The organism is Chryseobacterium sp. GTID13 (genome assembly GCF_056172655.1).
Map to the genome: position 1 here is coordinate 53,816 of NZ_JAOCMB010000005.1, position 23,266 is coordinate 77,081.

The window sequence follows — 23,266 nt, forward strand, 5'->3', positions numbered from 1 at the left end:
TAATTCAAACTATTTTCTTATTTTTGCTGTAATGCTTTCAAAAAAATCCCAATATGCTTTTAAAGCGCTTTCATACCTGGTAGAGAAAAGGAATGATGGCCCGGTTCTTATTTCCGAAATTGCGGAACATAAAAAGATCCCTTTGAAGTTTTTAGAAAATATTCTGCTGGAATTGAAAAAAGCGGACATCCTCGACAGCAAGAAAGGAAAAGGGGGAGGATACTTTTTAAAAGGAAGTCCTGAAACTGTGAAACTGGCAAAAATCATCCGCCTGGTGAATGGTCCTATTGCCATGCTTCCCTGTGTAAGCTTAAATTTCTATGAAAAATGTGAAGACTGTAATGAAGACCATTGCGGACTGCACGATGTACTCATAGAAGTCCGGGATGCTTCCCTGAATATTCTGGAGAGTAAAACTTTAATGGATCTGGTGGACTAACCCGATCCTTTTTTTTGAATAATTAGTCTACTTATTTGGTAGGATAACATTTTTAATTGATATTTGCAGTAGCTCAAATGTTTTAACCTTACTTAAAACAGCCTTTTTGGGTTTTAAATCAATTGAAAACCTCAGACCGGGAGCTGTAATGATATTGTTTATGATAATTTCAAGAAAAATACAGATAAGACTCAATGTATTCCTGATTACAGCTGCAGTACTGCTGATCACTGTTTTGTCCATGTATGAAATGGGATATACAGATGAACTTCTGGCTGTTTTAGCAAAAGATAACTATATTTTTTACTGGATGCTTCTGGTAGGCGTATTTGCCGAGATTGTAGCCGGATCCATGGGGATGGGCTATGGCGTGATTTGTACGACAACCCTTATGTTCCTGAATATCCCGCCCCATATTGTAAGTGCCAGTATACATTCTGCAGAAAGTTTTACCACAGCAGCAGGAAGTTTAAGCCATATCAAACTTAAAAATGTAAGCGGAAATCTGGTGAAAAAGCTTGCAATTCCGGCGGTTATAGGTGCTATTATAGGTGCTGTGAGCCTGACCTATCTGGGTGAATACTATGCCAAGATTACGAAAACGCTTATCGCTTTCTATACCCTCTATCTGGGATTCCAGATCCTGTCCAATGCTTTTAAAGACAAGCAGAATAAGGCAATGAAAAGAAAAACCAATCTGACAAGGCTTGGGGTAATAGGAGGTTTTATAGATTCCTTTGCAGGAGGAGGCTGGGGACCGTTGGTAACCGGAACTCTTATTAAAAATGCCTTTACTCCCAGGTTTGCAGTGGGGAGCTCTACCGTTGCTAAATTTATATTAACGATTACAGCTGCCATTACATTTTTCCTTACTCTCGGGATCCAGCACTGGAATATTATTCTCGGACTTTTGATCGGAGGAATTATTACCGCCCCGTTTTCTGCCATGCTTACCGCTAAACTTCCTGTTAAAAAGATGTTTTTTGTTATTGGAACTCTTGTTATTGTAATGAGCTGTATAACTATTTATAAATCAGTTTTCAAGTAAAATTTATGCATTCAGGAGAAAAATAAATGCCCGAAAAACATTTTTGGCTTTGAAAATATTCTACTTTTACACCACTAAATAATAGAACATGAATTTGCATATCGTAGCGCTTTTTAAGTTTAATGAAAACTATTTAATGGACGCTGTAGAACTATTTCAGAAACTTGTAAAAGAGACCAGAAAAGAAGAAGGCTGCCTTCAGTACGACCTTATTGAAGATAAGGATAACAAAGGAACTTTTTTCCTGATTGAACTTTGGGAAACCGTTGACCACCACAACAGGCACAACGGGCAGGATCATCTTCTTGACTTCAGAAAAGATGCCTCTAAGATCATGGAAAGCTCTGCGGAAGTATATAAAGGGTTTAAAATTTATTGATTAATTAAAAGATTAAAAGATTAAAAGATTAAAAGATTAAAAGATTAAAAGATTAAAAGATTAAAGTAATAGTAAATAACTGATTTTTATTAAAATGTTCACTCTCTGATTATTTAATATCTAATCTTTTAATTTTTTAATCCTATTAAATAAAAAAGTAAAAGGCAGTTTCAATAATCTGAAACTGCCTTTTGATTAGAAAAAATAGAAAGTATTAAAATTCAAGTTACTTTACGATAAGTTTTTTCGTTTCGGTACTGCCTCCGAAGCTGATTTTTACCAGATAATTTCCGGCAGTAAGGTGAGCCAAGTTCAGGTCCTGCTTATAGAATCCGGCCTGGTTTGTGAGTTCAGCAGTGTATACTTTTTTCCCGGTAAGATCATAAACTTCGATGTTTCCTTTATTATTTGTTTTTTCCTTCACATCAAAAAGTACAGTTACTTTTTTATCTGCTGTTGTAGGGTTGGGATAGATCCCGAATGAAGCTTTTTTGCTTACCTCAGTAATTCCTAAAGTAGCAGTAATTTTTTTGTATTTGAAATACATATCTCCTGTAGAAGCTCCGCCATTGGTTGTGAAATACATTCTGTAGTAATCGCTCCCTTTTTTGACATAATACACTACATTAGTATTAACCGTTCCGATCCCTTTCCATGAATGTCCTACAGTGGTTATGTTGGAAGAAAAATTACTGTCTGCAGGTGTAGTGAAAGCAGCTGTTTCCTGGCTTTCAGGCTGTACTTTTGCTACTTTTACACTTGGTCCCTGGATGGCTCCGGTAAGTGGATACATCATCATATTATTATAGAAAGTATAATATTTGGTAAACATAAAGTCCCATGCGCTTCTGGAAGGTTCCATATTGGGTACTTTGGCTCCCGTGGTGAAAGAGAAATAGTTGAAATAGGCATCATCCGATCCATTGGCTAAAGTTCTGGTTTCTGTAGCCCCCATGTGCTTCCGTTCCATTTGGAATATTTAAACGTATACCCTCCGAATGCATCTTCAATAGCAAATTTAATGTAGGAATTAGAGCCTGTATACTTAAGGACAAAAATTGCTTTTCCTTCAATGTGATGCGTCAGGGAATTATAGGTACCCCAGCCTGTTGACGGAATATTGGGATTGGATGAGGTAATTGGCCCCTGCTCAAAAGCTCCCTGGCTGATGTCAGTGGTCTGGTCCGGATTGTAAAGTGGTTCGCTCCAGCTTGCGATATTATTGATGTTGATATTATCCCAGTCTGCGAGATTGGTGGAAGCTGCATACACTTCAATATTCAAAGCATCATTAATTCTTGTTCCGAATGCAAAATTGGAGTTTCTGTAGAAGGCAACATCCCACGTATTGGCCGGTTGCGAAACCATATTACCATTGGCAAGATTGAAAAAAACACGGTTCTGGTAAGAAGGTCCCATCGTCATATTTACCTGCGTATACCCCAATGCATCAGTTTGTGCCAATATAGTCTGCTGAACAGACAGCGCCAATAACGATGCCAATAATAGTTTTGTTTTCATAATTTATTTTTTAAATTATTATTTAGAATTATTCTACAAAAGTAGATAATTATTTTTAATGATTCTAAATAAAAATATGATTTTTATCTTGTTTTGCTACTATTATTCAGCAAAAAACAATGGGTACGTTACAAAAAAGAGCCGGCCGGAAAGAATTTCCGGCCGGCCTTAAGGCATAATACTAGTCTAATAATAATAAAACCTTATTTCTTGATGAATTTGGATTTCACTACAGAACCCTCTGCAGTTTCTATCAACATATAGTAAACTCCGGTCTGAAGTGCGCTGATATCAAATTTTTGTCCTTTCAGTTTTCCTTCAGCTACTTTTTGCCCTCCGGCAGAATAGATCTCAATCTTTTTTAGTTCAGTTTTGGTAACAAATTCCAATGCAGTTTGGTCAGCATTAACGGCAAATCTGAAATTTTCTTTAAATTGGGTAGTATCGCTAACTCCCAGAGTAGTAGAAGAGTTATACACCACATCATCTATTTGTATCGCAACATGGGTAGCGCTTGGAGTGAATTTAAATACAATATAGGAACCAGTCGTTGAAGGAATATTGATACTTATGTTTTGAACCACTCCAACTGTAGTTACGTTGATAGGATTTCCTACCCCTACAAAAGTCGACATATCGCTGGCGCTTGTCGCTAATCCGATCTGGATGGTTCCAGGTCCTGGTGACGGGGATACTAATGTAGTTTTAAATTTTAAAACTCGATCTCCTGTAAGATTCTCAATCATAGGCGTAATAAGATATGAAGGAGCTGTCGCATTGTTACCTGCATAAGACTGGATAAATCTCTGGCTGTTGTCCGTATCAAGAGCTGCTACAATCATTCTTGGCGGAGCTGGGGGGAATGCACCCGTTATAGGGGCAACTACCGCAGACCAGCCATTCTGAGGAAAAGTAGTCGTACCAATAGTAAAGTTGTTGAAATTTTCATTAAGCGTTGCTACTTGTGCTTGCGCTGTAATAGCCGTAAACATTAATGTTCCTAGAAGTAGTTTTAATTTCATAACGTTATTTTTATTTAGAATTGTTCTACAAAAATAAGTATTTATTTTTAACTATTCTAAATAAAGCGTTATATTTGCGAAAATTTTACTCTATGAAGAAGAAAGTGCTTTCCGTTCTGTCATTGTCCATTGCCTTTTGGATGAACGCACAAGAAAAAGATTCTCTTAATAAAAATAAAATAGAGGAAGTAGTTATTACAGGACAGTACACACAGCAGTCTATCAATAAATCAATATACAAAGTTGAGGTTATAGATGCTCAGCAGATCAAAAATATGGCAGCAACCAATGTTGCCGATGTTCTTAACCAAAGTCTTAACATCCAGATTACGCCGGAAACCCGCTCGGGAAACTCTACAGCCAATATGATGGGGCTTGACGGAAACTATGTGAAAATACTTATCGATAATATTCCCGTAGTGGGAGATACAGGATTGGGAAGCAATATAGATCTTACCAAACTATCCCTTAACAATGTAGAAAGAATAGAGGTTGTAAAAGGAAGCATGGGAGTAGAATACGGTAACGGGGCAGTAGCAGGAGTTATTAATATCATTACCAAGAAAAGCAATACAAGAAAAGTAAGTGTAAGGGCCTCATTGCAGGAAGAAACCGTAAGAGACAACTATGACCTTAAGAAAAAAGGAAACGGAAGACATATTCAGAACCTTAATGTAGATTATAATATTGATAATAACTGGTTTGCCAATGTAAGCTTAAACCACAACCAGTTCATGGGATATGAAGGAGACAGTAAAGGCTACAAATATTTCGAAAGAGATAATAAAAGAGGTTTCGAATGGAATCCAAAAGATCAATATGATGCTTCGGCATTGATCCACTATTCAAAAAACAAAACTTCTTTCTACTATAAACTGTCTTATTTATATGAAAAATTCAATTTTTACAATCCTGAGGTCAACAGAATTCCATTAAATGACGGAATGGGAGGAGCGTTATATGAAAGTATAGACAGGGAATATAATACCAAACGATGGGCCCATCAGTTTAATATCCAAACCAACATTGGAAATATCAGGTATATGGGAGATTTCTCCTACCAGAACCAGGACAGAAAATACCATGACTATAATTACGATATTCCAAACAGAGCTGTGAGAATCAGCAGGGAAGACAGATCATACTACAAAACAGATGTCATCTATTCAAGAGGGATGTTCAGTAATTTCCTCAATAACAAAACTTTCGATTTCCAGCTTGGTTATGAACTGGATTATACTGACGGATATGCAGCACTTATTGCCGGAGATTTCTTTGGTGAAGCAGTGAAAAGAAAAATCTTTACCTATTCCAACTTCCTTTCCGGAGAATGGAATATTTCAGACAGGCTTTCCGTAAGGCCCGGTGCCAGGCTTTCCGTAAGCGAAAACTTTGACAATCAGTTCAATTATTCCCTTTCCGCAAGGTATAAAACTTCTGAAAACTCCAACATAAGGGCTGTAGCGGGAACTGCCAACCGTTTTCCTACCTATGATGAGCTTTATACTTATTTCGTGAATATCAATCATGATGTACAGGGAAATCCTGACCTTAATCCTGAAAAAGGCTTTTCAGCAGGTGCTTTCTGGGATCAGAACTTTACGGCAAACGACTGGAAAATCGGGTACAGCATCAATGCCTTATACCTTGACGTTCGCGACAGGATAGAAATGGTGCTTGTAAAAGATCCCTCTACCTACAAATATATGAATATGGATAAGTACAGGAATATGCTGTTCTCCGCCAATATAGATTTTAGAAAAGACCAGCTGGCCCTATCCCTGAGAGGTTCTGTAAGCGGAACTTCCGTATCTCTGAACGGGCTTTATCACGAATCACCCACAGATTACCAATACCTTGTACAGGCAGGAGCATCGGCAAACTATAAGCTGAAAAATGCCGGAACGGCTTTCGCCCTTTACTATAAATATACCGGTCCGGGAAGAAATTATGTACTGGAAAGTGAAGCCACCGGCTTCAGACTTGGAAAAACAAATGACTTTCATATGATGGATTTCATTGTAAGCCAGCCATTCTGGAAAGACCATATGGAACTTTCTGTGGGAGTGAAAAACATATTCGATGTCACCAGTATCAATACAACTGCTACTGCCGGAACGGCTCATACAGGCTCTGCAGACCGTCTTAATCTGTACTACGGAAGAAGCTATTTTGCGAGATTAATTTATCAATTCTAAACCAAAAGCTACCCTTATGAACTATTTAAAAATATTTGCTCTTTTTTCAGCTATTGCTTTACAGTCCTGTCTTTCAGCTGATGAAGATCCTGTTCCTGCACCTCCGATCACCGGATCTGTAGTAGAAGTAAAATCAGGAGGAGCTACGGAACCTAATCAGGTCTGGATAGATTTAAGTGATTATGAAAAACCCTCTGTCAATAGAAGGACAGACTGGGATCTTGGTTTCTACAGCGGAGACGGCTTTCATGTAGTGATTAACGGTTCCCTGGCCATGACAGTGGCAAAAATCTCCAATAAAACGGACATAAAAGCAGTAACGGAAGCAGATGTTTCAGCCCTTAAAGGAAGTGCAGCGGTAGGGACATTTGATCCTGCCAATATGCAGTTTATTGATCATCCTGACGGGAATTTCCTTACCCAGACATCAGGAATTGAACCGGTTAAAGAAAATGATGCTGAAAACCCTGTTTATCTTCTGAATCTGGGAAGAGACATTCCATCTCCTGATAATATCGGACCAGGCTCCGTCAGTTTGTCAGGTGCTGCCAGAGGCTGGAAAAAGATCCAGATTCTCAGAGCATTGAACGGATACAAAATACGTTATGCAGATATAGGAAATACAACAAGCTATACTGAATACTTTATCCCGAAAGATACAGATTACAATTTTACATATTTCAGCTTTAATACTGGGACAACGGTAAAAATCCAGCCTAAGAAGAAAGATTGGGATTTAGGCTTTACCACATTTACCAATGAAGTGTTTACAGCCCCCGGAGTCAGTGCCGGAAGTTATTTTTTTGCTGATTTTATCATTACAAATACCCTTAACGGGGTAGGTGTATACCAGGTCACTCCGTCAGGGAATCTTGATCAGGCTTACAACTCCTTTAAGCTAAGCGATATAGACCAGTCGAAATTTGTATTCAATGACCAGAGAGCTCTTGGCGATAAGTGGAGAACCACCACGGGAACCACAGACAATCCGCAGGCCCATGTATATGCTGACCGCTTTTTTGTTCTGAAAGATGCTGAAGGATTTTACTTTAAGCTGAGATTCAATACCATGAAAAGCGAAGACGGACACCGCGGTACCACCAATTTCGAATTTGACCCTTTATAATAATCAAATAATAGTATATCATGAAAAAATTAATCCTTGCAGCTTCCATTCTGATGGCAGTTTACTCTTGCAAAAAAGCAGAAGGAGCTAAAACAGAAAATACAACAGAAACATCTTCTGAAGCCCCTAAATCCAATAACAAAATCGTTACTCTGAACGGTGGCATTACAGAAATTGTAAGTGCATTAGGCCACGAAAAAGAAATTGTAGGAACAGATGTTACCAGTACCTATCCTGCAACATTGAAGGCTACAGCTAAAGATCTTGGACACGTAAGATCCATGACCATCGAGCCGATCATGGCGGTTAGCCCAACTTTGATTTTAGCTTCAGATAAGGATATTAATCCGGACTTATTGGGTAAGATCAAGTCTTCAGGCATTCAGGCTGAGGTTTTCAAACAGGAATACACGGTAGAAGGAACCAAAAAACTGATCGCTGATGTTGCCAAAGCTATCGGAAATACAGATTATCAGAAATTAAACGATAAAATCGATGCTGATCTGAAACAAATTCAGCCGATCGCTAAAAAGCCAAAAGTATTGTTCATCTACGCAAGAGGAAATATGCTGATGGTTTCAGGTAAAAATACACCTATGGCTTCTTTAATAGGTCTTGCCGGCGGTGAAAATGCCGTGAACGATTTCGAAGATTTCAAGCCACTGACACCGGAAGCCGTTGTAAAAGCCAATCCGGATATCTTATTCTTCTTCGAAACTGGCCTTCAGGGTGCCGGCGGAAATGAAGGAGCTCTTAAAATGCCGGGCGTGGCACAAACCAATGCCGGGAAAAATAAAAAGATCATCGCGATGGACGGAGGATTGGTTTCAGGTTTCGGACCGAGACTGGGAGAGGCTGCAGTTGAACTAAACAAACTTTTAATTGAGAACACAAAGTAAACTTTACTTTTATCTTATCATAAGTGCTCTACTACTGGTTATTCTGACAGTTGGGGCACTATATACTGGTGTTTACGATTTCAATGGGACATCGCCGTTCAGTGTTTTAGGACAGTTGATCAAAGGAGATCCCGGTTTGGCCTTAAACGATAAATATGTCATCTGGGATGTAAGAGCCGCGAGAATTATCATGGCCATACTTATAGGAAGCATGCTGGCAGTTTCAGGGACAAGCCTGCAGGGTTTATTTAAAAATCCCCTGGCAACGGGTGAAGCGATAGGCTTAACTTCAGGGGCAACCTTACTGGCAGCTATTGCCATTGTTCTGGGAGGCCATTTTAAGCAGTATCTTCCTGAGGTAGTTCAGTTTTCATTGGTAGGAATATCGGCATTTTTAGGTGCTTTGCTGGCTATGATGCTGGTGTACAGGATTTCTACCAGTGCAGGAAAAACCAATGTTGTCATGATGCTGTTAAGCGGGGTTGCCATTACATCAATAGGCTTTTCCATTACCGGATTCCTTATCTACATTTCAAAAGATGAGCAGTTAAGAGACCTCACCTTCTGGAATATGGGAAGTCTTGGCGCTGCTACCTGGACGAAGAATATTGTTTTAACGGTTGTTTTGATCATTTCATATGCTGTTCTGCTTCCGAAAGGAAAGGCTTTGAATGCCATGATGCTGGGGGAAAAAGATGCAGAACATTTAGGAATCAATGTTGAAAAACTGAAAAAGCAGATTGTGATCATTACCTCGCTGATGGTGGGAACCTGCGTTGCATTTTCAGGAACGATCGGCTTTATAGGACTTATTGTTCCTTATATTTTAAGGCTTCTGTTCAAGTCCGATTATGTTTTTATTCTGCCGTTGTCAGCAGTTTTGGGAAGCATTTTGCTTTTGACTGCCGATACCATCAGCAGAAGCATTGTAGCCCCTTCGGAACTGCCGATCGGTATTTTGACTTCCCTGATCGGAGGGCCTGTTTTTATTGCTATTTTAATTAAATTTAAAAAATCACTCTAATGATAAAAGCCCATCAGATCAATTATCTCCACAGGAATTTCCATATTCTTGACGGCGTTGATGTCTCTTTGGATTATGGAGAGTTTTTAGCAATTGTAGGACCGAATGGAGCCGGAAAATCCAGCCTTCTCAGTGTTTTGGCCAATGAAGTGAAAGGAAAACAGAAAATTGTATTTAAAGACAAACCCATTACCGATTGGGAAGTAAGGGAATTATCCAGGCATAAATCCAAATTTTCCCAGCATAATTCCAATGAAATCCCTTTGCAGGTAAAAGATGTTGTTATGATGGGCAGGTATCCTTACTTCGATAGCCAGCCCGCAAAAGAAGATCTTGAAGCCATGAACAATATGATGTATGAAACAGATATTTTTCATCTGAAAGACAGGGACTACAATACCTTGTCAGGAGGAGAGAAACAGCGTGTACACCTGTCAAGAGTAATGGCGCAGCTGCAAAATGAAATCGCCCACAAACTGGTTTTCCTGGATGAACCCCTGAATAATTTAGACATAAAACATCAGTACAAAGCTCTGGAAATTATTAAAAAATTTACCGGAAAAGCCAACAGCGCTATTGTCGTGATGCATGATTTGAACCTTGCCGCCCAGTTTGCAGACAAAATTTTATTAATGAAATCAGGAAAGGTTTCTGCGTACGGAACACCGGAAGAAGTATTTACGGCCCAAAATATCAGCCGGGCGTACAATTTTCCGTGCACCATCTGCGGACACCCGATTACCAATAACCCAATGATCATTTTTGGATAACCATGGAAAAAGATGAATTAAAAATCCTTGCTCAGAACCTTGCCAATCCGCAGGGAGAAAAAGGAATCGAGATCGGCGAAATGATGCATGCCACCAACATCAGCATGACATTGGAAAGCGTTAAAATGCTTTTAATAGAAGATGATGAACATATTCTTGAAATAGGGCACGGAAATGCAGGACATCTGAAAAATATTTTAAGCAGGGCCCAAAATCTGAAATATACAGGAGTTGATATTTCCGAAACTATGCATAATGAAGCCCAAAAGCTGAACAAAGACTTTGAAAATCAGGCAGAATTTATTTTGTATGAAGGTAAAAAACTGCCTTTTGAGGACAAAACTTTTGATAAAATATTTACTGTCAATACCGTGTATTTCTGGGAAGAACCTATTGAATTTCTTAATGAGATCTACAGGGTTTTAAAGAAAGACGGGACTTTCGTTCTGACTTTCGGACAGCGAAAATTCATGGAAACGCTTCCGTTCACGGAATACGATTTTACCCTATACAGCAACAGCGAAATGGAGCAGCTTGTTTCCCAAAGTCATTTCAAGAGAATGAAAATTTCTGAAAAAGAAGAAGATATACCAAGCAAATCGGGAAACGAGACTATACACAGAATTTATACAGTTTTAACCATAAAAAAATAAAATAATGAGCACATTAGTTAATGATTTAAAGGAAAAATGGAAAGCTCTGAAAGCAGAAAATCCAAATATAAGAATAAGAAATGCTGCAGCACAGCTGGAAGTAAGCGAAGCCGAATTATTGGCAACAAGCATTGGAGAAGGTGTAACTGTTCTTACCCCTGAATTTCCAGCTATCCTTACCGAAGCAGAAAAATTAGGCAAAGTAATGGCTCTTACCCGTAATGACGAATGCGTTCATGAAAGAAAAGGAACTTACCAGAACGGTGATTTCAGTAGCCCGCATGCCCAGCTTTTTGTGGGTGAAGATATTGATCTTAGGATATTCCTAAACCACTGGAAATCTGCATTTGCAGTCGTAGAAGGCGATAAAAAGAGTCTTCAGTTCTTCGGAAAAGATGGTCTTGCGCTTCATAAAATATATCTGACAAAAGACAGTGATGAAGCTGCATTCGATGCTATTGTAGAAAAATTCAAAGCTGAAGATCAGAACCAGGCTGTAACGATTGAAGCTGTAGCTCCGAAAGCTCCTGAAAAGGCAGATTCTGAAATTGATGCGGAAGGATTCAAAAAAGCATGGACAGAATTAAAAGATACCCACGATTTCTTCATGATGACCAGAAAATTTGGGGTAAGCAGAACCCAGGCATTGAGGCTGGCTCCTGAAGGATTTGCTAAAAAAATTGACAATTCCAAAGTGGTAAATGTTCTGGAAGATGCTTCAGAAAAAATATCCCGATCATGGTATTTGTAGGAAACAGGGGAATTATCCAGATCCACACCGGAAATGTGAAGAAAACCCTTTGGCACCAGCAGTGGTTCAATGTAATGGATCCGGATTTCAATCTCCATCTGGATGTTACGAAAATTGCTGAAGCATGGATCGTTAAAAAACCGACTGAAGACGGAGAAGTTACGGCTATTGAGGTATTTAATAAAGAAGGAGACTTCATCGTTCAGTTCTTCGGAAAAAGAAAACCAGGAATTCCTGAGCTGCAGGAGTGGAAAGACCTTGTAGCAGAATTAGAGAAATAAATAGTTAGATGATTTTAAGCGGACCGTTTTGTTTTTTTAATTCAAGGCGGTCTTTTGTTTTAAAGCAGATCTCTGAATTTGCTGAAGAATAAAAAGATTGCAATTTTTTAAACCAGAAAAGTCACAAAAGTTTTTTAAACACTTTAGTTATTTTTAAAGTTAATACATTGCGCATACATAGTACACCTAAGTTCTGTGAAAATCTTTGATTTTCTGCTTATGTGTTCTGAACGTTTTCAAAATATTAAAACTTTTGAAACTAAAGTGTGCTAAAGTGTTTAAATCAATTAAAAACTTTTGTGACTTTTGTGGTGTAATATCAGTGTAAAAAATTTGTGGTATTTGTAAAGAAACATTTTGTGTAATTTGTGTTTAAATAAAATATAATGAAGAATATTTTCATCGTCATTTTACTGGCAGGTTTTTGCTCATTGAGCGGGCAGGATTTTAAGGCTTACCAGTTTTATGATCAAAAAGGGAAAGAAATAAAAACCGATAAACTTATTAAAGAGCTGTCTGAGTATGATGTGGTTTTCTTTGGCGAAAATCATAACAGCTCTATCAATCACTGGCTTCAGCTGAAGGTGACCGAAGGTTTGTTTGAAAAGAAGAACGGACAGATCATTCTGGGAGCGGAAATGTTCGAAAGAGATAATCAGGAGCAGCTGAATAAGTATTTAAACGGAAAATTTGATGCTAAAACATTAAAAGACTCAGCCCGTTTATGGAACAATTATGCCACAGACTACAAACCTTTGGTTGATTTTGCCAAAACTAAAAAGCTGAACTTTATCGCGACCAATATTCCAAGAAGATATGCCTCCCAAACTGCAAAAGAAGGTCTTGAATCGCTGAATAAATTAAGCGTCCAGGAGAAAATTTACATTGCCCAGCTTCCTATTAAAGTAACCCTGGATACCCCAGGTTATCAGGAAATGAAAGCCATGATGGGCGATCATGCGGAAGGTATCAAAGTGATGAACTTCATTTCGGCACAGGCTACAAAAGATGCTACCATGGCCGAATCGATTCTGAAAAATATACAGGCAGGAAAAACATTTATTCACTATAACGGAAACTATCATAGTAAAGAATTCGGTGGAATTTACTGGTATATCAAACAGAAAAACCCGAAACTTAAAATGGCCGTGATTTCTGTCTTTGAATCGGAAGATCCGGAGCTTAAAATTCCTGCAAAAGATTACATCCCTACGGATTTCAACCTGATTATTCCGGCGGATATGACGAAGACATTTTAATTCTGAAAGTCTTTTTTTGACTAAAGGATTTTGTAATTATAAAAAAGGCTTCGACTCTGCTCAGCCTGACAGTGGACAATATACGGATAGTATTAGCATTGTCAGGCTGAGCAGAGTCGAAGCCTTATATTTATTAAAAATAAACGTAATGTATTAAAATTCAATAGGAACGGGCTTTAGCCCGTTTTCTCAAAAATAATCCAACAAGGCTTTAGCCCAACCGCTTATTTAAGACGTAATATCTATCTTTGCATTACAAATCGTCCTCATGAAAAAAATATCTTTTCTGCTTATCCTATTTATCGGCTTTATCAATGCCCAGAAACTGACATCTAACGAAATTTCATTGATCAATCAGGGAGAAATCAGCACGGCATTACCCATTTACCAGACAACAGATGCCCATCAGCATAAAACTTTACTGAACCTTTCTACTGAAATAGATCCGGTTGACCCCAATACGGCAACTTTAGTGAAAAGAATGAAAGAATCCCTTCTTTCAACGGATGGCGGAGTAGGAATTGCAGCGCCGCAGGTCGGGATCAACAGAAAAGTAATCTGGGTTCAGCGTTTTGATAAAGAAGGAAGTCCTTTGGAATATTTCATCAATCCTGTGATTGTCTGGAAATCGGAACTACAGAATCTTGGTCCGGAAGGTGATTTATCTATTCCTGAATTCAGGGATCAGTTCTACAGAAGTAAAGTGATTCAGCTGGAATATGTTGATCTGAAAGGGCAGAAGTATTCCGAAATTGTAGAAGGCTTTACTGCGGTTATCTTTCAGCATGAAATCGATCATCTCTTCGGTATTCTGATTTCAGATAAAAAGGAAAAAGAAAAGAATGATTCTTATAAAAGGGTAGATGCCTTTAAAAGAAGCGATTCAACGACGAGATAATCTGTCGTTTATATGATATCTTATCCTATATAATAAGCCACAAATTCTCTCAGTAACGAATAGAGGTCTCTCAATTCAAAATATTGGGGACTTGCACTGCTTACATTTTCAAAATGTTGCTTTCTAAACAACATTTTAGTTCTTGTCAAATGAAAATATTGAGAAACAACAATTAAACTTTGAAAATGTAAACTGTCTTTTAATTTAAGGGTGTTGTTTACGGTTGCCAATGTGTTATTGCCAAAATTGTCGACAATGATAACGCTGTCAGGTACTTTGTTTTTAATTAAATACTCTTTCATTTTGTCTCCTTCGTAAAATCCTTCTTTTCCAAGTCCGCCACTCACTATTATTTTTTTCACCCGTCCGGAGCGATAAAGATTAAGCCCACATTCCATACGTTTTTCAAGTCTCTCTGAAAGTGTTCCATCTTCATTTACAGTATTGCCTAAAATTACAGCGATATCTGCGTGCTTATTTTTGTCTGTCAAACCGTCAATAGTGATATAAATCAAGTGTCCGCACAGCCATAAAAACAGAATGGCAATAAATATTGTGAATGCTTGTTTACGATTTTTCATAAGATGATTACAATAAAAATAATTAATTTTTTGGATAGAAAATAGTTTTAATAAATTTATCTATCTGTATTAATAAAATTTATTGCTTTTTATTCCTTGTGTATTTACAACCCGGATAATTACTGCAGCCCAGAAAAGTACCATATTTACCGCTTCTCTCAATAAGATTTCCGCCACAGTTCGGGCATACAATATTCTTATTGATGTTAGAATTAGCCTGGAGCCTTTTGTCTTTATTCCGGCTGTTTGTTTTTGCTGCTAGAATTATGGCAACAATTTCATTCTTAGTTTGCTCGTTAATATAAAACGAATCATATTTTTTTATTGTTTTAACTAATCTGTTAATGTAAACAACATCAGTATATGTTTTGGTTTTAAGCGTCGCTCTTTTTGTAAATGCAACTATTGAGTAGTACCTCAGATACTTATAGTTTTTCAGTATATGTTTTAAAGCATAGATATGACCCTGGTTTTGCAAAACAGGATTGTAAAACTTGCGTCTGTATTTATAAATGGCCTGAGTCCAGAATTTATCATTTTCATAACCTAAAATCCAGCCTTTGTAATTCTTGGTTTCGATGACAAAAATTCCATAATTTGAAACAATAATATGATCTATCTGTGAAGTGGAGCCCTTAATGTTCAATTCAATATTATTCAGAACAATGTATTTTTCTTTATTGAGCCTTTTTAAAGCTTTTGAAACTTTATTCTCGCCAATTAACCCCTTTATTTTGGGAGTGTAGTATTTAATTAATAAGATACACAGAGCTAACAGAAAGACAATCAAAAAATTACTATTCATACTATTGGTGTACTATTTCTGTTAATGTGCTTCTACACTTTGACGGTAAAGTTGCAATGGTTGAGCTGGTTTTCATTAATAAATAAAAAAATCTGCCTCCAAAGAAACAGATTTTTTTATAAAAAAGGAACTCCTCTTAGTTATTTGTCACCGAAAGCTTCACCTCTATATTACCTCTCGTCGCATTAGAATACGGACAGATCTGGTGTGCTTTTTCCGTTAATTCCTGTGCTTCCTCAATAGAAACTCCGGGAATATTTACGTCCAGTTCTGCAGTCAGGCCAAATCCTCCGTTGTCCAGCTGACCTATACTGACTTGTGCTGTAACGGTTGTTTCACCGGTTTTTACTTTGGATAAACTGATCACTCTGTTGAGGGCACTGTCAAAACACGCTGAGTATCCGGCTGCAAAAAGCATTTCAGGATTAGCGAAGTCATCATTGGCGCCGCCTAAAGCTTTAGGCATTCTTACATCAAGGTCCAGAACTCCGTTTTCACTTTTTACATGACCGTTTCTTCCTCCCTGTGCGGTTACTTGTGTTGTATATAATGTTTTCATTTATTTTCTATTTTGTTTAATATTTTTAAGACCGTTTCTTTGAGATGGAGCAGATCTTCTGTTTCTATTCCAATGGTAGTCTGTATTTTTCCAGGAATTTCACAGGCTTTCTTTTGCAGCTGCTTTCCGGCTTCGGTTAGAAATACTTCAACCACTCTTTCATCTTCTTTTTTTCTCTTTCTGGAAATAACTCCTTTGGATTCAAGCCTTTTCAGGAGAGGTGTTAATGTTCCGCTATCCAGAAAAAGTTTTTCACCGATATGGTTTACCGGAAGGCCATCATTTTCCCATAATACCATCATCACAAGATACTGCGGATAGGTAATGCCGATCTCATCAAGAAACGGACGGTAGAGACCTGTGATCTCTTTTGCGATCACATAAAGTGGAAAGCAGATCTGGTTTTGCAGCTGTAACGATTTTGAATTTTCCATAAGATGAAAATGAAAGTTTAGGTAATATATTACTTCCTGATGATGAATTCCTCCATAGGAATCCTTACTTTTTTCATCGTAGAAAGCCAGTCATTTTTTTCATCCCTGTACCCAAGATACAGAAGACTCACACTTTTTAGTCCCAGTTCTTTTAATCCCAGAATCTCATCCACAACTTCATTACTGAATCCTTCTGCAGGAGTGCTGTCGATTCTTAATTCTGCAGCCTGAGCCATCGCTAACCCTAATGCAATATAAGTCTGGCGTGCTGTATGGGCAAAATGCTCTTCAGGAGTCTGAGCGCCATATATTTCTTTGATCTTATCCGTATAACTGCTGAAACGTCCTCTTGGTAAGTCCCTTACATCAGTATGATAATCGTATACTTTATCGATTTTTTCATTGGAATAACTGTCCCAGGCAGCGAATACCAGGACATGGGAAGAATCTCTCATTACTTCAGGATTCAAAGCTCCGGCCATCATTTTTTCCTTTAATTCCTGGTTTTCCACAACAATGATGCGGAAAGGCTGAAGACCCGAAGAAGTAGGAGCCAGTCTTGCTGCCTCTAAAATGGTATTAAGATTTTCCTCTGTTACTTTTTTTGAAGGATCATATGCTTTTACAGCATGTCTCCATTGTAAGTTTTCTATTAATGACATTTTTCTAATTTTAAATTATATTTTTTAATTAATCATGAATCTGCATTCATTGATTGAAATAACTATGCAAATATAGAACCAATTAAATTGTGCGCAATTTAATTTTAATAGATTTAATTGATCCCCATTTTAGAAAAAACTGATAAAGGAAATAACTCCGCAGGAATCGGATTTTTTATGAAATGCATTATTTGAAATTTTGCAACAGATTTAAAACAAAAAAATAATGCAGAGATTTAAAAACAAAACAGCCCTGATCACCGGCGGAACCAATGGAATGGGATTCGCAACAGCACAGAAGTTCATCCTGGAAGGAGGTAAAGCAATCATTACCGGCAGAAGTGAAGAGACGGTGCATCATGCATTGGAAAAATTAGGTGAAAATGCTTACGGAATTGTATCTGATGCAGGAAACATGAAAGATCTGATGAACCTTCAGCAGCAAGTGAGAAAATATACAGAACATATTGATATTGTATTTGCCAATGCCGGGTTCGGAAAGTTTTTCCCCATTGAAAATGTGGATGAAAATCATTTTGACCAACTCTTCAATACTCTGGTAAAAGGCCCGTTCTTTACGGTCCAGCAGGTATTGCCATTAATGAAGAAAGGAAGCTCGGTTATTTTCAATACTTCTGTGGCAACTGAGATTGCAATGTCCGATTTTTCAATTTATTCAGCTGCAAAATCAGCCGTGCAGTCCTTTATTAAAACTTTCGCTGTAGAGCTTACGGAAAGAGGAATACGGGTAAACGGAATCAGTCCCGGACATATTAAAACCAATATATTTAACAATACAGGTTTAAATCCTGAGCAGATTGAAACTGCGGTTAGCGGTATTATTCCCACTATTCCTCTTAAAAGGCAAGGTGAGCCTTCTGAAATTGCCAACACCGTACTGTTTCTGGCTTCCGAAGAGGCATCTTATATTCACGGGGCAGAGATCAGGGTGGATGCGGGAATTTCAGTGATAAGATCATAAAATCCCCATCGTATCAGGGATGGGGATTTATAAGGAAATCATTTGAACTCTATAATTCAGTCAGTTTTTAAGTGCAAATACGAATAAAAAGGGAAAGCGGGTCAGTGAATTTCGTTGATCTGTTTTATAATATTGGTGTTGTTTTCAATACCTATATTATATGCTTTTCCTTTTTTATGGCTTTGTCCTGCTTTTTCAAGGAGCGATGTATACTCTGTTCCTTTTTTAGACAAATAGAAAACCTGCGGACTTATTCCTATGGATACCCGGGTAAACTCTTCCGGTTTTTCAGGGTCTTCAGAAACATTGGTGATAACCGAGTTATTATACCAGGTCAGGCTTTGTGAACCTGAGCTTCCGGAACAGGATGTGATCATAAATAGTATTAGGGGTATATAGGTCCAGATTTTCATAAAAAAATATTTGATAAAACAGCTTCTGCAATTAAGTTATGAAAAAAGCGGCAGAAGCTGTTTAAATTAATTAAAATCCACAGCTTGCCACACTTGGAGCCGGTGAAGGAGAGCATCCTGAGAGGGAAGAGAAAATATTCAGTACGCAGTTGGTGTTCACCAGATTATCATCATAAAGATAAGACGCTCCAGGGCTTCTGTAGTAAACATTCCCGGCGGTATTGGCATAAGATGATACAGAGGCAGATCCGCAGCTTGTATTGATGCAGGCATTTCTCCAGGTTGTATCCGTAACGGGTCCGCTTGGGAAGAGGGAAGGATCAATAATTCTTTTTTCAGTAACACCTGAAGCATTTTTATAGCTTACCAGGATGGCAACGTGATAGCTCCATGCTACACAGCAGGTGCCGGTAGATGCTTTTAAATTTCCGTATACAAACTGTTTCTCACAGTCATAGCCGTTATTGATCAGGATTTGTCTCATTTTATGGGCTCTTGCGTAGCATCCGTCTACAGGATATCTGAAGGTTATGCAGGGTGAAGATGCAGTAGAAGTACCACAAGCCTGGTTTTTGATCAGGGTAAACATGCTGTTTAATGTGGCTACATTGGGAAGAACGCTTGTTAACTTGCTGGTTTCATTTTTAACCTGTTTGGTGTAAGCCGATTTGAAAAAACGGATGTCTTCTTCATTCCCTTTCTCTACTTTGGCAATTTCATGAGTATTAGGCTTAATGAAAACCTGGATAGGAGTTTCGTTCTTTGCCGCTTCCCTGATCAGATTGATGTAGTTTTCATTTTCTTTTGTAGGAGTTATGGTATAGAACTGGGCGGTAACAATAAAAGATACTTTCAGAGTGCCGTTTTCGTCCTCTATCCCTACCGGAATAGTTTTTCCAAGATCCGTTAGATTTTTGGTGGTTGTTTCATTCTGACTCATTTGCTGTTCTGCGTTGGAGTCTGTACAGGAATTAAATGACAAGGCTGTCACAAATACCATCATTGATAACAAAAATTTTCTCATAATTCTCATAATTTGGTGATTAGTAATAAATATATTGTTTTAAGTTTTGGTGTGTCGTTTTTATGTAAAGCCTGTATGAAAATAGTTCACTTTATTGTGATATTAAAAGTAAATAAAAATAAAATACCAGCAAATTATTTTTTATAAAAATTCAATTATTTTAGTAATTATTCATTAAAAACCTTTGTTTTAAATGGTTTTAACGTGCTTTTGTTCTGTATCAATAAAATTTATGGAATTGTAAAACATAGAAAATCCCACACTGCTGAATGTGGGATTTATATTCATCAGGAGAATATTTAAGACGTCAAGAATGACTTAAATTATGAATAGACTTTTAGGATTTTGCCATTTACGCCGCCTTCTGTACTTAAAATATAAGCATTGACAACTTTATCCATCGGGGCAAGATTATATCCCGGAAACAAGCCTTTATACCTTTCAAAACTGTCCTCAACCAGTCCGGGGCTTACTGCATTGATTCTCAAATCATTTTTAAGTTCCTGTGAGGACGCGAGGACAAAACTGTTAATGGCACCGTTAATCATGGCTACTGCAGTTCCGTTTTTAGCAGGATGTTCCGCAGCAATGCCCGAGGTAAGGGTAAATGAACCTTCTCGCGAGAGGAAATCTTTACCGATGAGGACAAGATTCATCTGGCCTATTAATTTCCCTTTTATTCCGGGAAGCATATCTTCTTCAGTCATTGAATAATAATCACCATAAAAACCGGTTCCCGCCGTACAGATGCAGGCATCAACGGTTTTCAGCTGTTCAAACATTTTCCGGATGGAGTTTTTATCAGAAATATCCACGCTGATATTCCCGCTATTTCTTCCGGCAGTAATTATTTCGTGACGCTCCTGTAAAGATTCTTTTACTTTTTTTCCAATGGTTCCGTGGCCACCTACAATTAATATTTTCATATCTTTTTTTAGCCAAAATTAATGATAGGAGCAGTCAGCGGGTTAGTACAAAAAGTTCATTATGTATAACAATTCGTCCGGAAATCGGAAGGAGTGAGGCCGTATGTTTTTTTAAATGCCCTGGTGAAATAGGAAGAATTATCAAATCCGCACTGGTCTGATATCTGGGAAATAGTATCTTTTGAATTATTCAGGAGAAGCTTTGCATGTTCAAGGCGTTTCTGATTGATCCATTTCTTGGGAGGACAGCCATATACGGCATTGAACTCTCTTTTAAAGGTGGAAACACTTCTGTTGGTAAGCCTGGCAAGATCTTCCACCGATACATTCCGGAAGAGGTACTTTTCTACAGTATACATCATACTTTCCGTTGAGGTTGAGACTACGGAACTCCAGAAAGCCATGGTCTGCGGGAGCGGCATTGTTTTAAGAATATAAAACAGGATTTCTTTCTGCTTAAGAAGCAAAATGCCCTTGTCTTTTAAGCTGTTGTTGGTAAAATATTCCTGGAGCTGTTCTTTATATATTTCAATGACTTTATTCGTGGATAGTTTTAAAAACTGAACATCAGGAACGGTATGGCTGATATTGAGCCCATACTCTGAGATCACTTCCTGTACAATCTGAGGATTCAGAAACAATAGGATCGCTTCAAAATTGAGGCCTTCCTCAAAATATTCTGCCATCGCATAAATTCCTTTCCTTAAGAAAATGATCTCATTGGAGCTGACTGTTATGGTTTCATTGTCTATATGCAGATGCTTATTTCCTTTCAATATAAATACCAATGTATCCTGCGTAAGAAATACGGTTTTGGTGGTGGTTATACTTTCCCGTTTGAATTTTGCAAAAAAATATTTTCAACAACCAGGAAAGTAGGGTCATTGGAATCGGCTTTTTTAGGCGGAAAGTGGAAAAACATATTTTATGAAAATTTGTAGCCTGTTATGATCACACCACTTTAGTGACAAGTTCAGCTTCAAAAACATCTGCAAAGTGTTTTCTGATCTTTGCTTTCAGGTCTTCCATTTCTTCAGGGGAAAGTTCTCTTTCAAGCTCCCTTTTTAAAGAAGTTACCTGCTTGTCTTTGATTCCGCACGGTATAATATATTCGAAGTAACGCATGTCCGTATTCACATTCAAAGCAAAACCATGAAGGGTTACCCATCGGGAGGCTTTTACGCCCATCGCGCAGATCTTTCTGGCATAAGGTTTTCCCACATCCAGCCAGACACCTGTTTCTCCTTCGGAACGTTCTCCTTTAAGGCCGTATTCACCAATTGTTCTGATGATCACTTCTTCCAGATTCCGCATATATTTATGAATATCTGTAAAGAAGTTTTCAAGATCAAGTACGGGATATCCAACCACCTGTCCGTAACCGTGATACGTGATGTCTCCGCCACGGTTTACTTTTACGAAAGTGGCATCTATTTCCTTCAGTTTGTCGATGCCGGCAAGCATATTTTCTTCATGACCACTTTTTCCCAGGGTATACACATGAGGATGCTCCACCAGCAAAAAATGATTGGGAGTAATGATTTGTTGTTCGGCAGGTAAATCACGGTTTTTGATCTTGGTATCAATAATACTTTTCATCAGGCTTTCCTGATAATCCCAGGCTGGCTGGTATTCTTTTATACCCAGATCTTCAAATTCTATTGATTTATTTTGATGTGTATTCATATGCTGATGTCTGTTTCTTTTAATGGCCGTAACGGATCGTAATTCCGTGCCATTTTTCTGACATACAAATTTAGTGAATTTTAACCTTTTACAGCATGGATAAAATCTATGGCAGCGTTCTTCCAGTCTTTATGGTTCAGAAGGGTATTGACAAAGGCTGTTCCTATAATTCCGCCGGCTGCTTTTTCCGTCACATTTTCAAAATCTTCCCTGGATTTGATACCGAAACCTATCATTACCGGATTTTTTAATGTAAGTGACGCCAGACGCGACAGGTAATTTTCATTTTTAAGCACAGCATTGTCGTTTCCTGTAGTAGAAGAGGAACTTACGGCATACAGGAATCCTGAGCTTAAAGAATCTAAATACAGAATTCTTTCATCAGAAGTTTCAGGAGTTACCAGAAACGTAAAATTAAGGTTGTATTTTTTAAGATCTGCTGATAATTGTTTTCAAATTCAATAGGCGGAAGATCGGGAATAATAAGTCCTGAAACTCCGCTTTCCGAACATTCACGACAGAATTTCTCAAAACCGAAGCTTAAAACAGGGTTAATATATCCCATCAGGATAATTGGAATATGAATATCATTTTTCACGGTTTTCAGCTGGGAAAATAATTTTTCAATGGTCATTCCGTTTTTTAAGGCCAGTTCGTGGGCCTGCTGAATGACCGGGCCGTCTGCTACCGGGTCGGAATAGGGCATTCCGATTTCCATCATATCGGCACCGGCATCCTGAATAAGTTTTATAATATCAGCGGTATCTTCCAATTGAGGAATTCCTGCTGTGAAGTATATATTTAGTTTTTTCATTGTTTTTCTACTATATTAGATATTTTGTATTCATGTAAAATGTATTCATGTATTTATGTAGAATGTATTCATGATTCACTTTAAAATTTTTATCGACTTTGCTTATTTTCAT

The 23,266-nt window shown here is 37.9% G+C and carries 25 protein-coding genes and 2 pseudogenes; 13 read left to right on the forward strand and 14 right to left on the reverse strand.

Annotated features, from left to right (window positions below; all coding sequences use genetic code 11):
• Window positions 1-31: 31 nt before the first annotated feature.
• The 3 genes from N4G44_RS06150 (at window position 32) to N4G44_RS06160 (ending at window position 1,866) form a co-directional block, all read left to right on the forward strand.
• Window positions 32-439 (forward strand): RrF2 family transcriptional regulator, encoded by a 408-nt coding sequence (locus N4G44_RS06150; protein ID WP_474925252.1) that lies wholly within the window; start codon window positions 32-34, stop codon window positions 437-439.
• 106 nt (window positions 440-545) lie between these two features.
• Window positions 546-1,487 (forward strand): sulfite exporter TauE/SafE family protein, encoded by a 942-nt coding sequence (locus N4G44_RS06155; RefSeq protein WP_474925254.1) that lies wholly within the window; start codon window positions 546-548, stop codon window positions 1,485-1,487.
• Window positions 1,488-1,575: 88 nt separating this feature from the next.
• Entirely contained in the window at window positions 1,576-1,866 is a 291-nt protein-coding gene (locus N4G44_RS06160; protein ID WP_260545652.1) for a putative quinol monooxygenase, read from the forward strand.
• 226 nt (window positions 1,867-2,092) lie between these two features.
• Here N4G44_RS06160 and N4G44_RS06165 read toward each other — a convergent pair whose 3' ends face one another.
• From N4G44_RS06165 to N4G44_RS06175, 3 genes are all read right to left on the reverse strand, one after another.
• Window positions 2,093-2,836 carry a T9SS type A sorting domain-containing protein gene (locus N4G44_RS06165; RefSeq protein WP_474925256.1) on the reverse strand — a complete coding sequence of 248 codons (744 nt, stop codon included), beginning with the start codon at window positions 2,834-2,836 and terminating at the stop codon, window positions 2,093-2,095.
• On the reverse strand, window positions 2,794-3,387 hold the full coding sequence (locus N4G44_RS06170) for an HmuY family protein (RefSeq protein WP_474925260.1): 594 nt from the start codon (window positions 3,385-3,387) through the stop codon (window positions 2,794-2,796). Before N4G44_RS06170 ends, N4G44_RS06165 begins: the two co-directional genes overlap by 43 nt.
• Window positions 3,388-3,590: 203 nt before the next feature.
• Window positions 3,591-4,409, reverse strand: coding sequence for a T9SS type A sorting domain-containing protein (locus tag N4G44_RS06175; RefSeq protein ID WP_474925262.1), 819 nt, complete (start codon window positions 4,407-4,409; stop codon window positions 3,591-3,593).
• A 92-nt stretch (window positions 4,410-4,501) separates the two neighbouring features.
• Here N4G44_RS06175 and N4G44_RS06180 point away from each other — a divergent pair, with 92 nt between their 5' ends.
• From N4G44_RS06180 to def, 9 genes and pseudogenes are all read left to right on the forward strand, one after another.
• Window positions 4,502-6,607 carry a TonB-dependent receptor plug domain-containing protein gene (locus N4G44_RS06180; RefSeq protein WP_474925265.1) on the forward strand — a complete coding sequence of 702 codons (2,106 nt, stop codon included), beginning with the start codon at window positions 4,502-4,504 and terminating at the stop codon, window positions 6,605-6,607.
• 16 nt (window positions 6,608-6,623) lie between these two features.
• The gene (locus N4G44_RS06185) at window positions 6,624-7,733 is read left to right on the forward strand and encodes an HmuY family protein (RefSeq protein WP_474925268.1); all 1,110 of its coding nucleotides are present in this window, start codon (window positions 6,624-6,626) and stop codon (window positions 7,731-7,733) included.
• Window positions 7,734-7,753: 20 nt separating this feature from the next.
• Complete coding sequence (locus N4G44_RS06190) at window positions 7,754-8,632, forward strand: heme/hemin ABC transporter substrate-binding protein (RefSeq protein ID WP_474925270.1); 879 nt, start codon at window positions 7,754-7,756, stop codon at window positions 8,630-8,632.
• Complete coding sequence (locus tag N4G44_RS06195) at window positions 8,616-9,656, forward strand: FecCD family ABC transporter permease (protein WP_474925273.1); 1,041 nt, start codon at window positions 8,616-8,618, stop codon at window positions 9,654-9,656. Before N4G44_RS06190 ends, N4G44_RS06195 begins: the two co-directional genes overlap by 17 nt.
• The gene (locus N4G44_RS06200; protein WP_474925276.1) at window positions 9,656-10,426 is read left to right on the forward strand and encodes a heme ABC transporter ATP-binding protein; all 771 of its coding nucleotides are present in this window, start codon (window positions 9,656-9,658) and stop codon (window positions 10,424-10,426) included. The genes N4G44_RS06195 and N4G44_RS06200 overlap by 1 nt, the downstream gene beginning before the upstream one ends.
• 2 nt (window positions 10,427-10,428) lie before the next feature.
• Window positions 10,429-11,079 carry a class I SAM-dependent methyltransferase gene (locus tag N4G44_RS06205; protein WP_474925279.1) on the forward strand — a complete coding sequence of 217 codons (651 nt, stop codon included), beginning with the start codon at window positions 10,429-10,431 and terminating at the stop codon, window positions 11,077-11,079.
• Between the two features lie 4 nt (window positions 11,080-11,083).
• Window positions 11,084-12,111 (forward strand): annotated as a pseudogene (locus tag N4G44_RS06210) (hemin-degrading factor).
• A 386-nt stretch (window positions 12,112-12,497) separates the two neighbouring features.
• Complete coding sequence (locus N4G44_RS06215) at window positions 12,498-13,370, forward strand: ChaN family lipoprotein (RefSeq protein WP_474925280.1); 873 nt, start codon at window positions 12,498-12,500, stop codon at window positions 13,368-13,370.
• 268 nt (window positions 13,371-13,638) lie between these two features.
• On the forward strand, window positions 13,639-14,268 hold the full coding sequence (def, locus tag N4G44_RS06220; RefSeq protein ID WP_474925282.1) for a peptide deformylase: 630 nt from the start codon (window positions 13,639-13,641) through the stop codon (window positions 14,266-14,268).
• 20 nt (window positions 14,269-14,288) lie between these two features.
• Here the strand turns inward: def and N4G44_RS06225 are convergent, their stop codons facing one another.
• From N4G44_RS06225 to N4G44_RS06245, 5 genes are all read right to left on the reverse strand, one after another.
• Window positions 14,289-14,849 carry a YdcF family protein gene (locus N4G44_RS06225; protein ID WP_474925283.1) on the reverse strand — a complete coding sequence of 187 codons (561 nt, stop codon included), beginning with the start codon at window positions 14,847-14,849 and terminating at the stop codon, window positions 14,289-14,291.
• 79 nt (window positions 14,850-14,928) lie between these two features.
• A complete protein-coding gene (locus tag N4G44_RS06230) occupies window positions 14,929-15,654 on the reverse strand; it encodes an NERD domain-containing protein (protein WP_474925284.1) in 726 nt (241 codons plus the stop codon).
• A 136-nt stretch (window positions 15,655-15,790) separates the two neighbouring features.
• Window positions 15,791-16,213, reverse strand: a complete 423-nt coding sequence (locus N4G44_RS06235) for an organic hydroperoxide resistance protein (RefSeq protein WP_474925286.1) — start codon at window positions 16,211-16,213, stop codon at window positions 15,791-15,793.
• Window positions 16,210-16,647 carry a MarR family winged helix-turn-helix transcriptional regulator gene (locus tag N4G44_RS06240; protein WP_474925288.1) on the reverse strand — a complete coding sequence of 146 codons (438 nt, stop codon included), beginning with the start codon at window positions 16,645-16,647 and terminating at the stop codon, window positions 16,210-16,212. Before N4G44_RS06240 ends, N4G44_RS06235 begins: the two co-directional genes overlap by 4 nt.
• 29 nt (window positions 16,648-16,676) lie before the next feature.
• On the reverse strand, window positions 16,677-17,309 hold the full coding sequence (locus tag N4G44_RS06245) for an NAD(P)H-dependent oxidoreductase (RefSeq protein ID WP_474925289.1): 633 nt from the start codon (window positions 17,307-17,309) through the stop codon (window positions 16,677-16,679).
• A gap of 226 nt (window positions 17,310-17,535) precedes the next feature.
• On the opposite strand from N4G44_RS06245, the gene N4G44_RS06250 reads away from it, so the two are divergent.
• A complete protein-coding gene (locus N4G44_RS06250; RefSeq protein ID WP_474925290.1) occupies window positions 17,536-18,291 on the forward strand; it encodes an SDR family oxidoreductase in 756 nt (251 codons plus the stop codon).
• Window positions 18,292-18,392: 101 nt separating this feature from the next.
• Here the strand turns inward: N4G44_RS06250 and N4G44_RS06255 are convergent, their stop codons facing one another.
• The 6 genes and pseudogenes from N4G44_RS06255 to trpA form a co-directional block, all read right to left on the reverse strand.
• Window positions 18,393-18,668: a hypothetical protein gene (locus tag N4G44_RS06255; RefSeq protein WP_474925292.1), complete on the reverse strand. Its 276-nt coding sequence runs from the start codon at window positions 18,666-18,668 to the stop codon at window positions 18,393-18,395.
• A gap of 106 nt (window positions 18,669-18,774) precedes the next feature.
• The gene (locus N4G44_RS06260; protein ID WP_474925293.1) at window positions 18,775-19,728 is read right to left on the reverse strand and encodes a protein-glutamine glutaminase; all 954 of its coding nucleotides are present in this window, start codon (window positions 19,726-19,728) and stop codon (window positions 18,775-18,777) included.
• Between the two features lie 323 nt (window positions 19,729-20,051).
• Window positions 20,052-20,654, reverse strand: coding sequence for a short chain dehydrogenase (locus N4G44_RS06265; RefSeq protein ID WP_474925295.1), 603 nt, complete (start codon window positions 20,652-20,654; stop codon window positions 20,052-20,054).
• A 59-nt stretch (window positions 20,655-20,713) separates the two neighbouring features.
• Window positions 20,714-21,442, reverse strand: a complete 729-nt coding sequence (locus N4G44_RS06270) for a helix-turn-helix domain-containing protein (protein WP_474925296.1) — start codon at window positions 21,440-21,442, stop codon at window positions 20,714-20,716.
• Between the two features lie 163 nt (window positions 21,443-21,605).
• A complete protein-coding gene (gene lipB, locus N4G44_RS06275) occupies window positions 21,606-22,340 on the reverse strand; it encodes a lipoyl(octanoyl) transferase LipB (protein WP_474925301.1) in 735 nt (244 codons plus the stop codon).
• A gap of 80 nt (window positions 22,341-22,420) precedes the next feature.
• Window positions 22,421-23,154: pseudogene (gene trpA, locus N4G44_RS06280) on the reverse strand (tryptophan synthase subunit alpha).
• Window positions 23,155-23,266 lie beyond the last annotated feature (112 nt).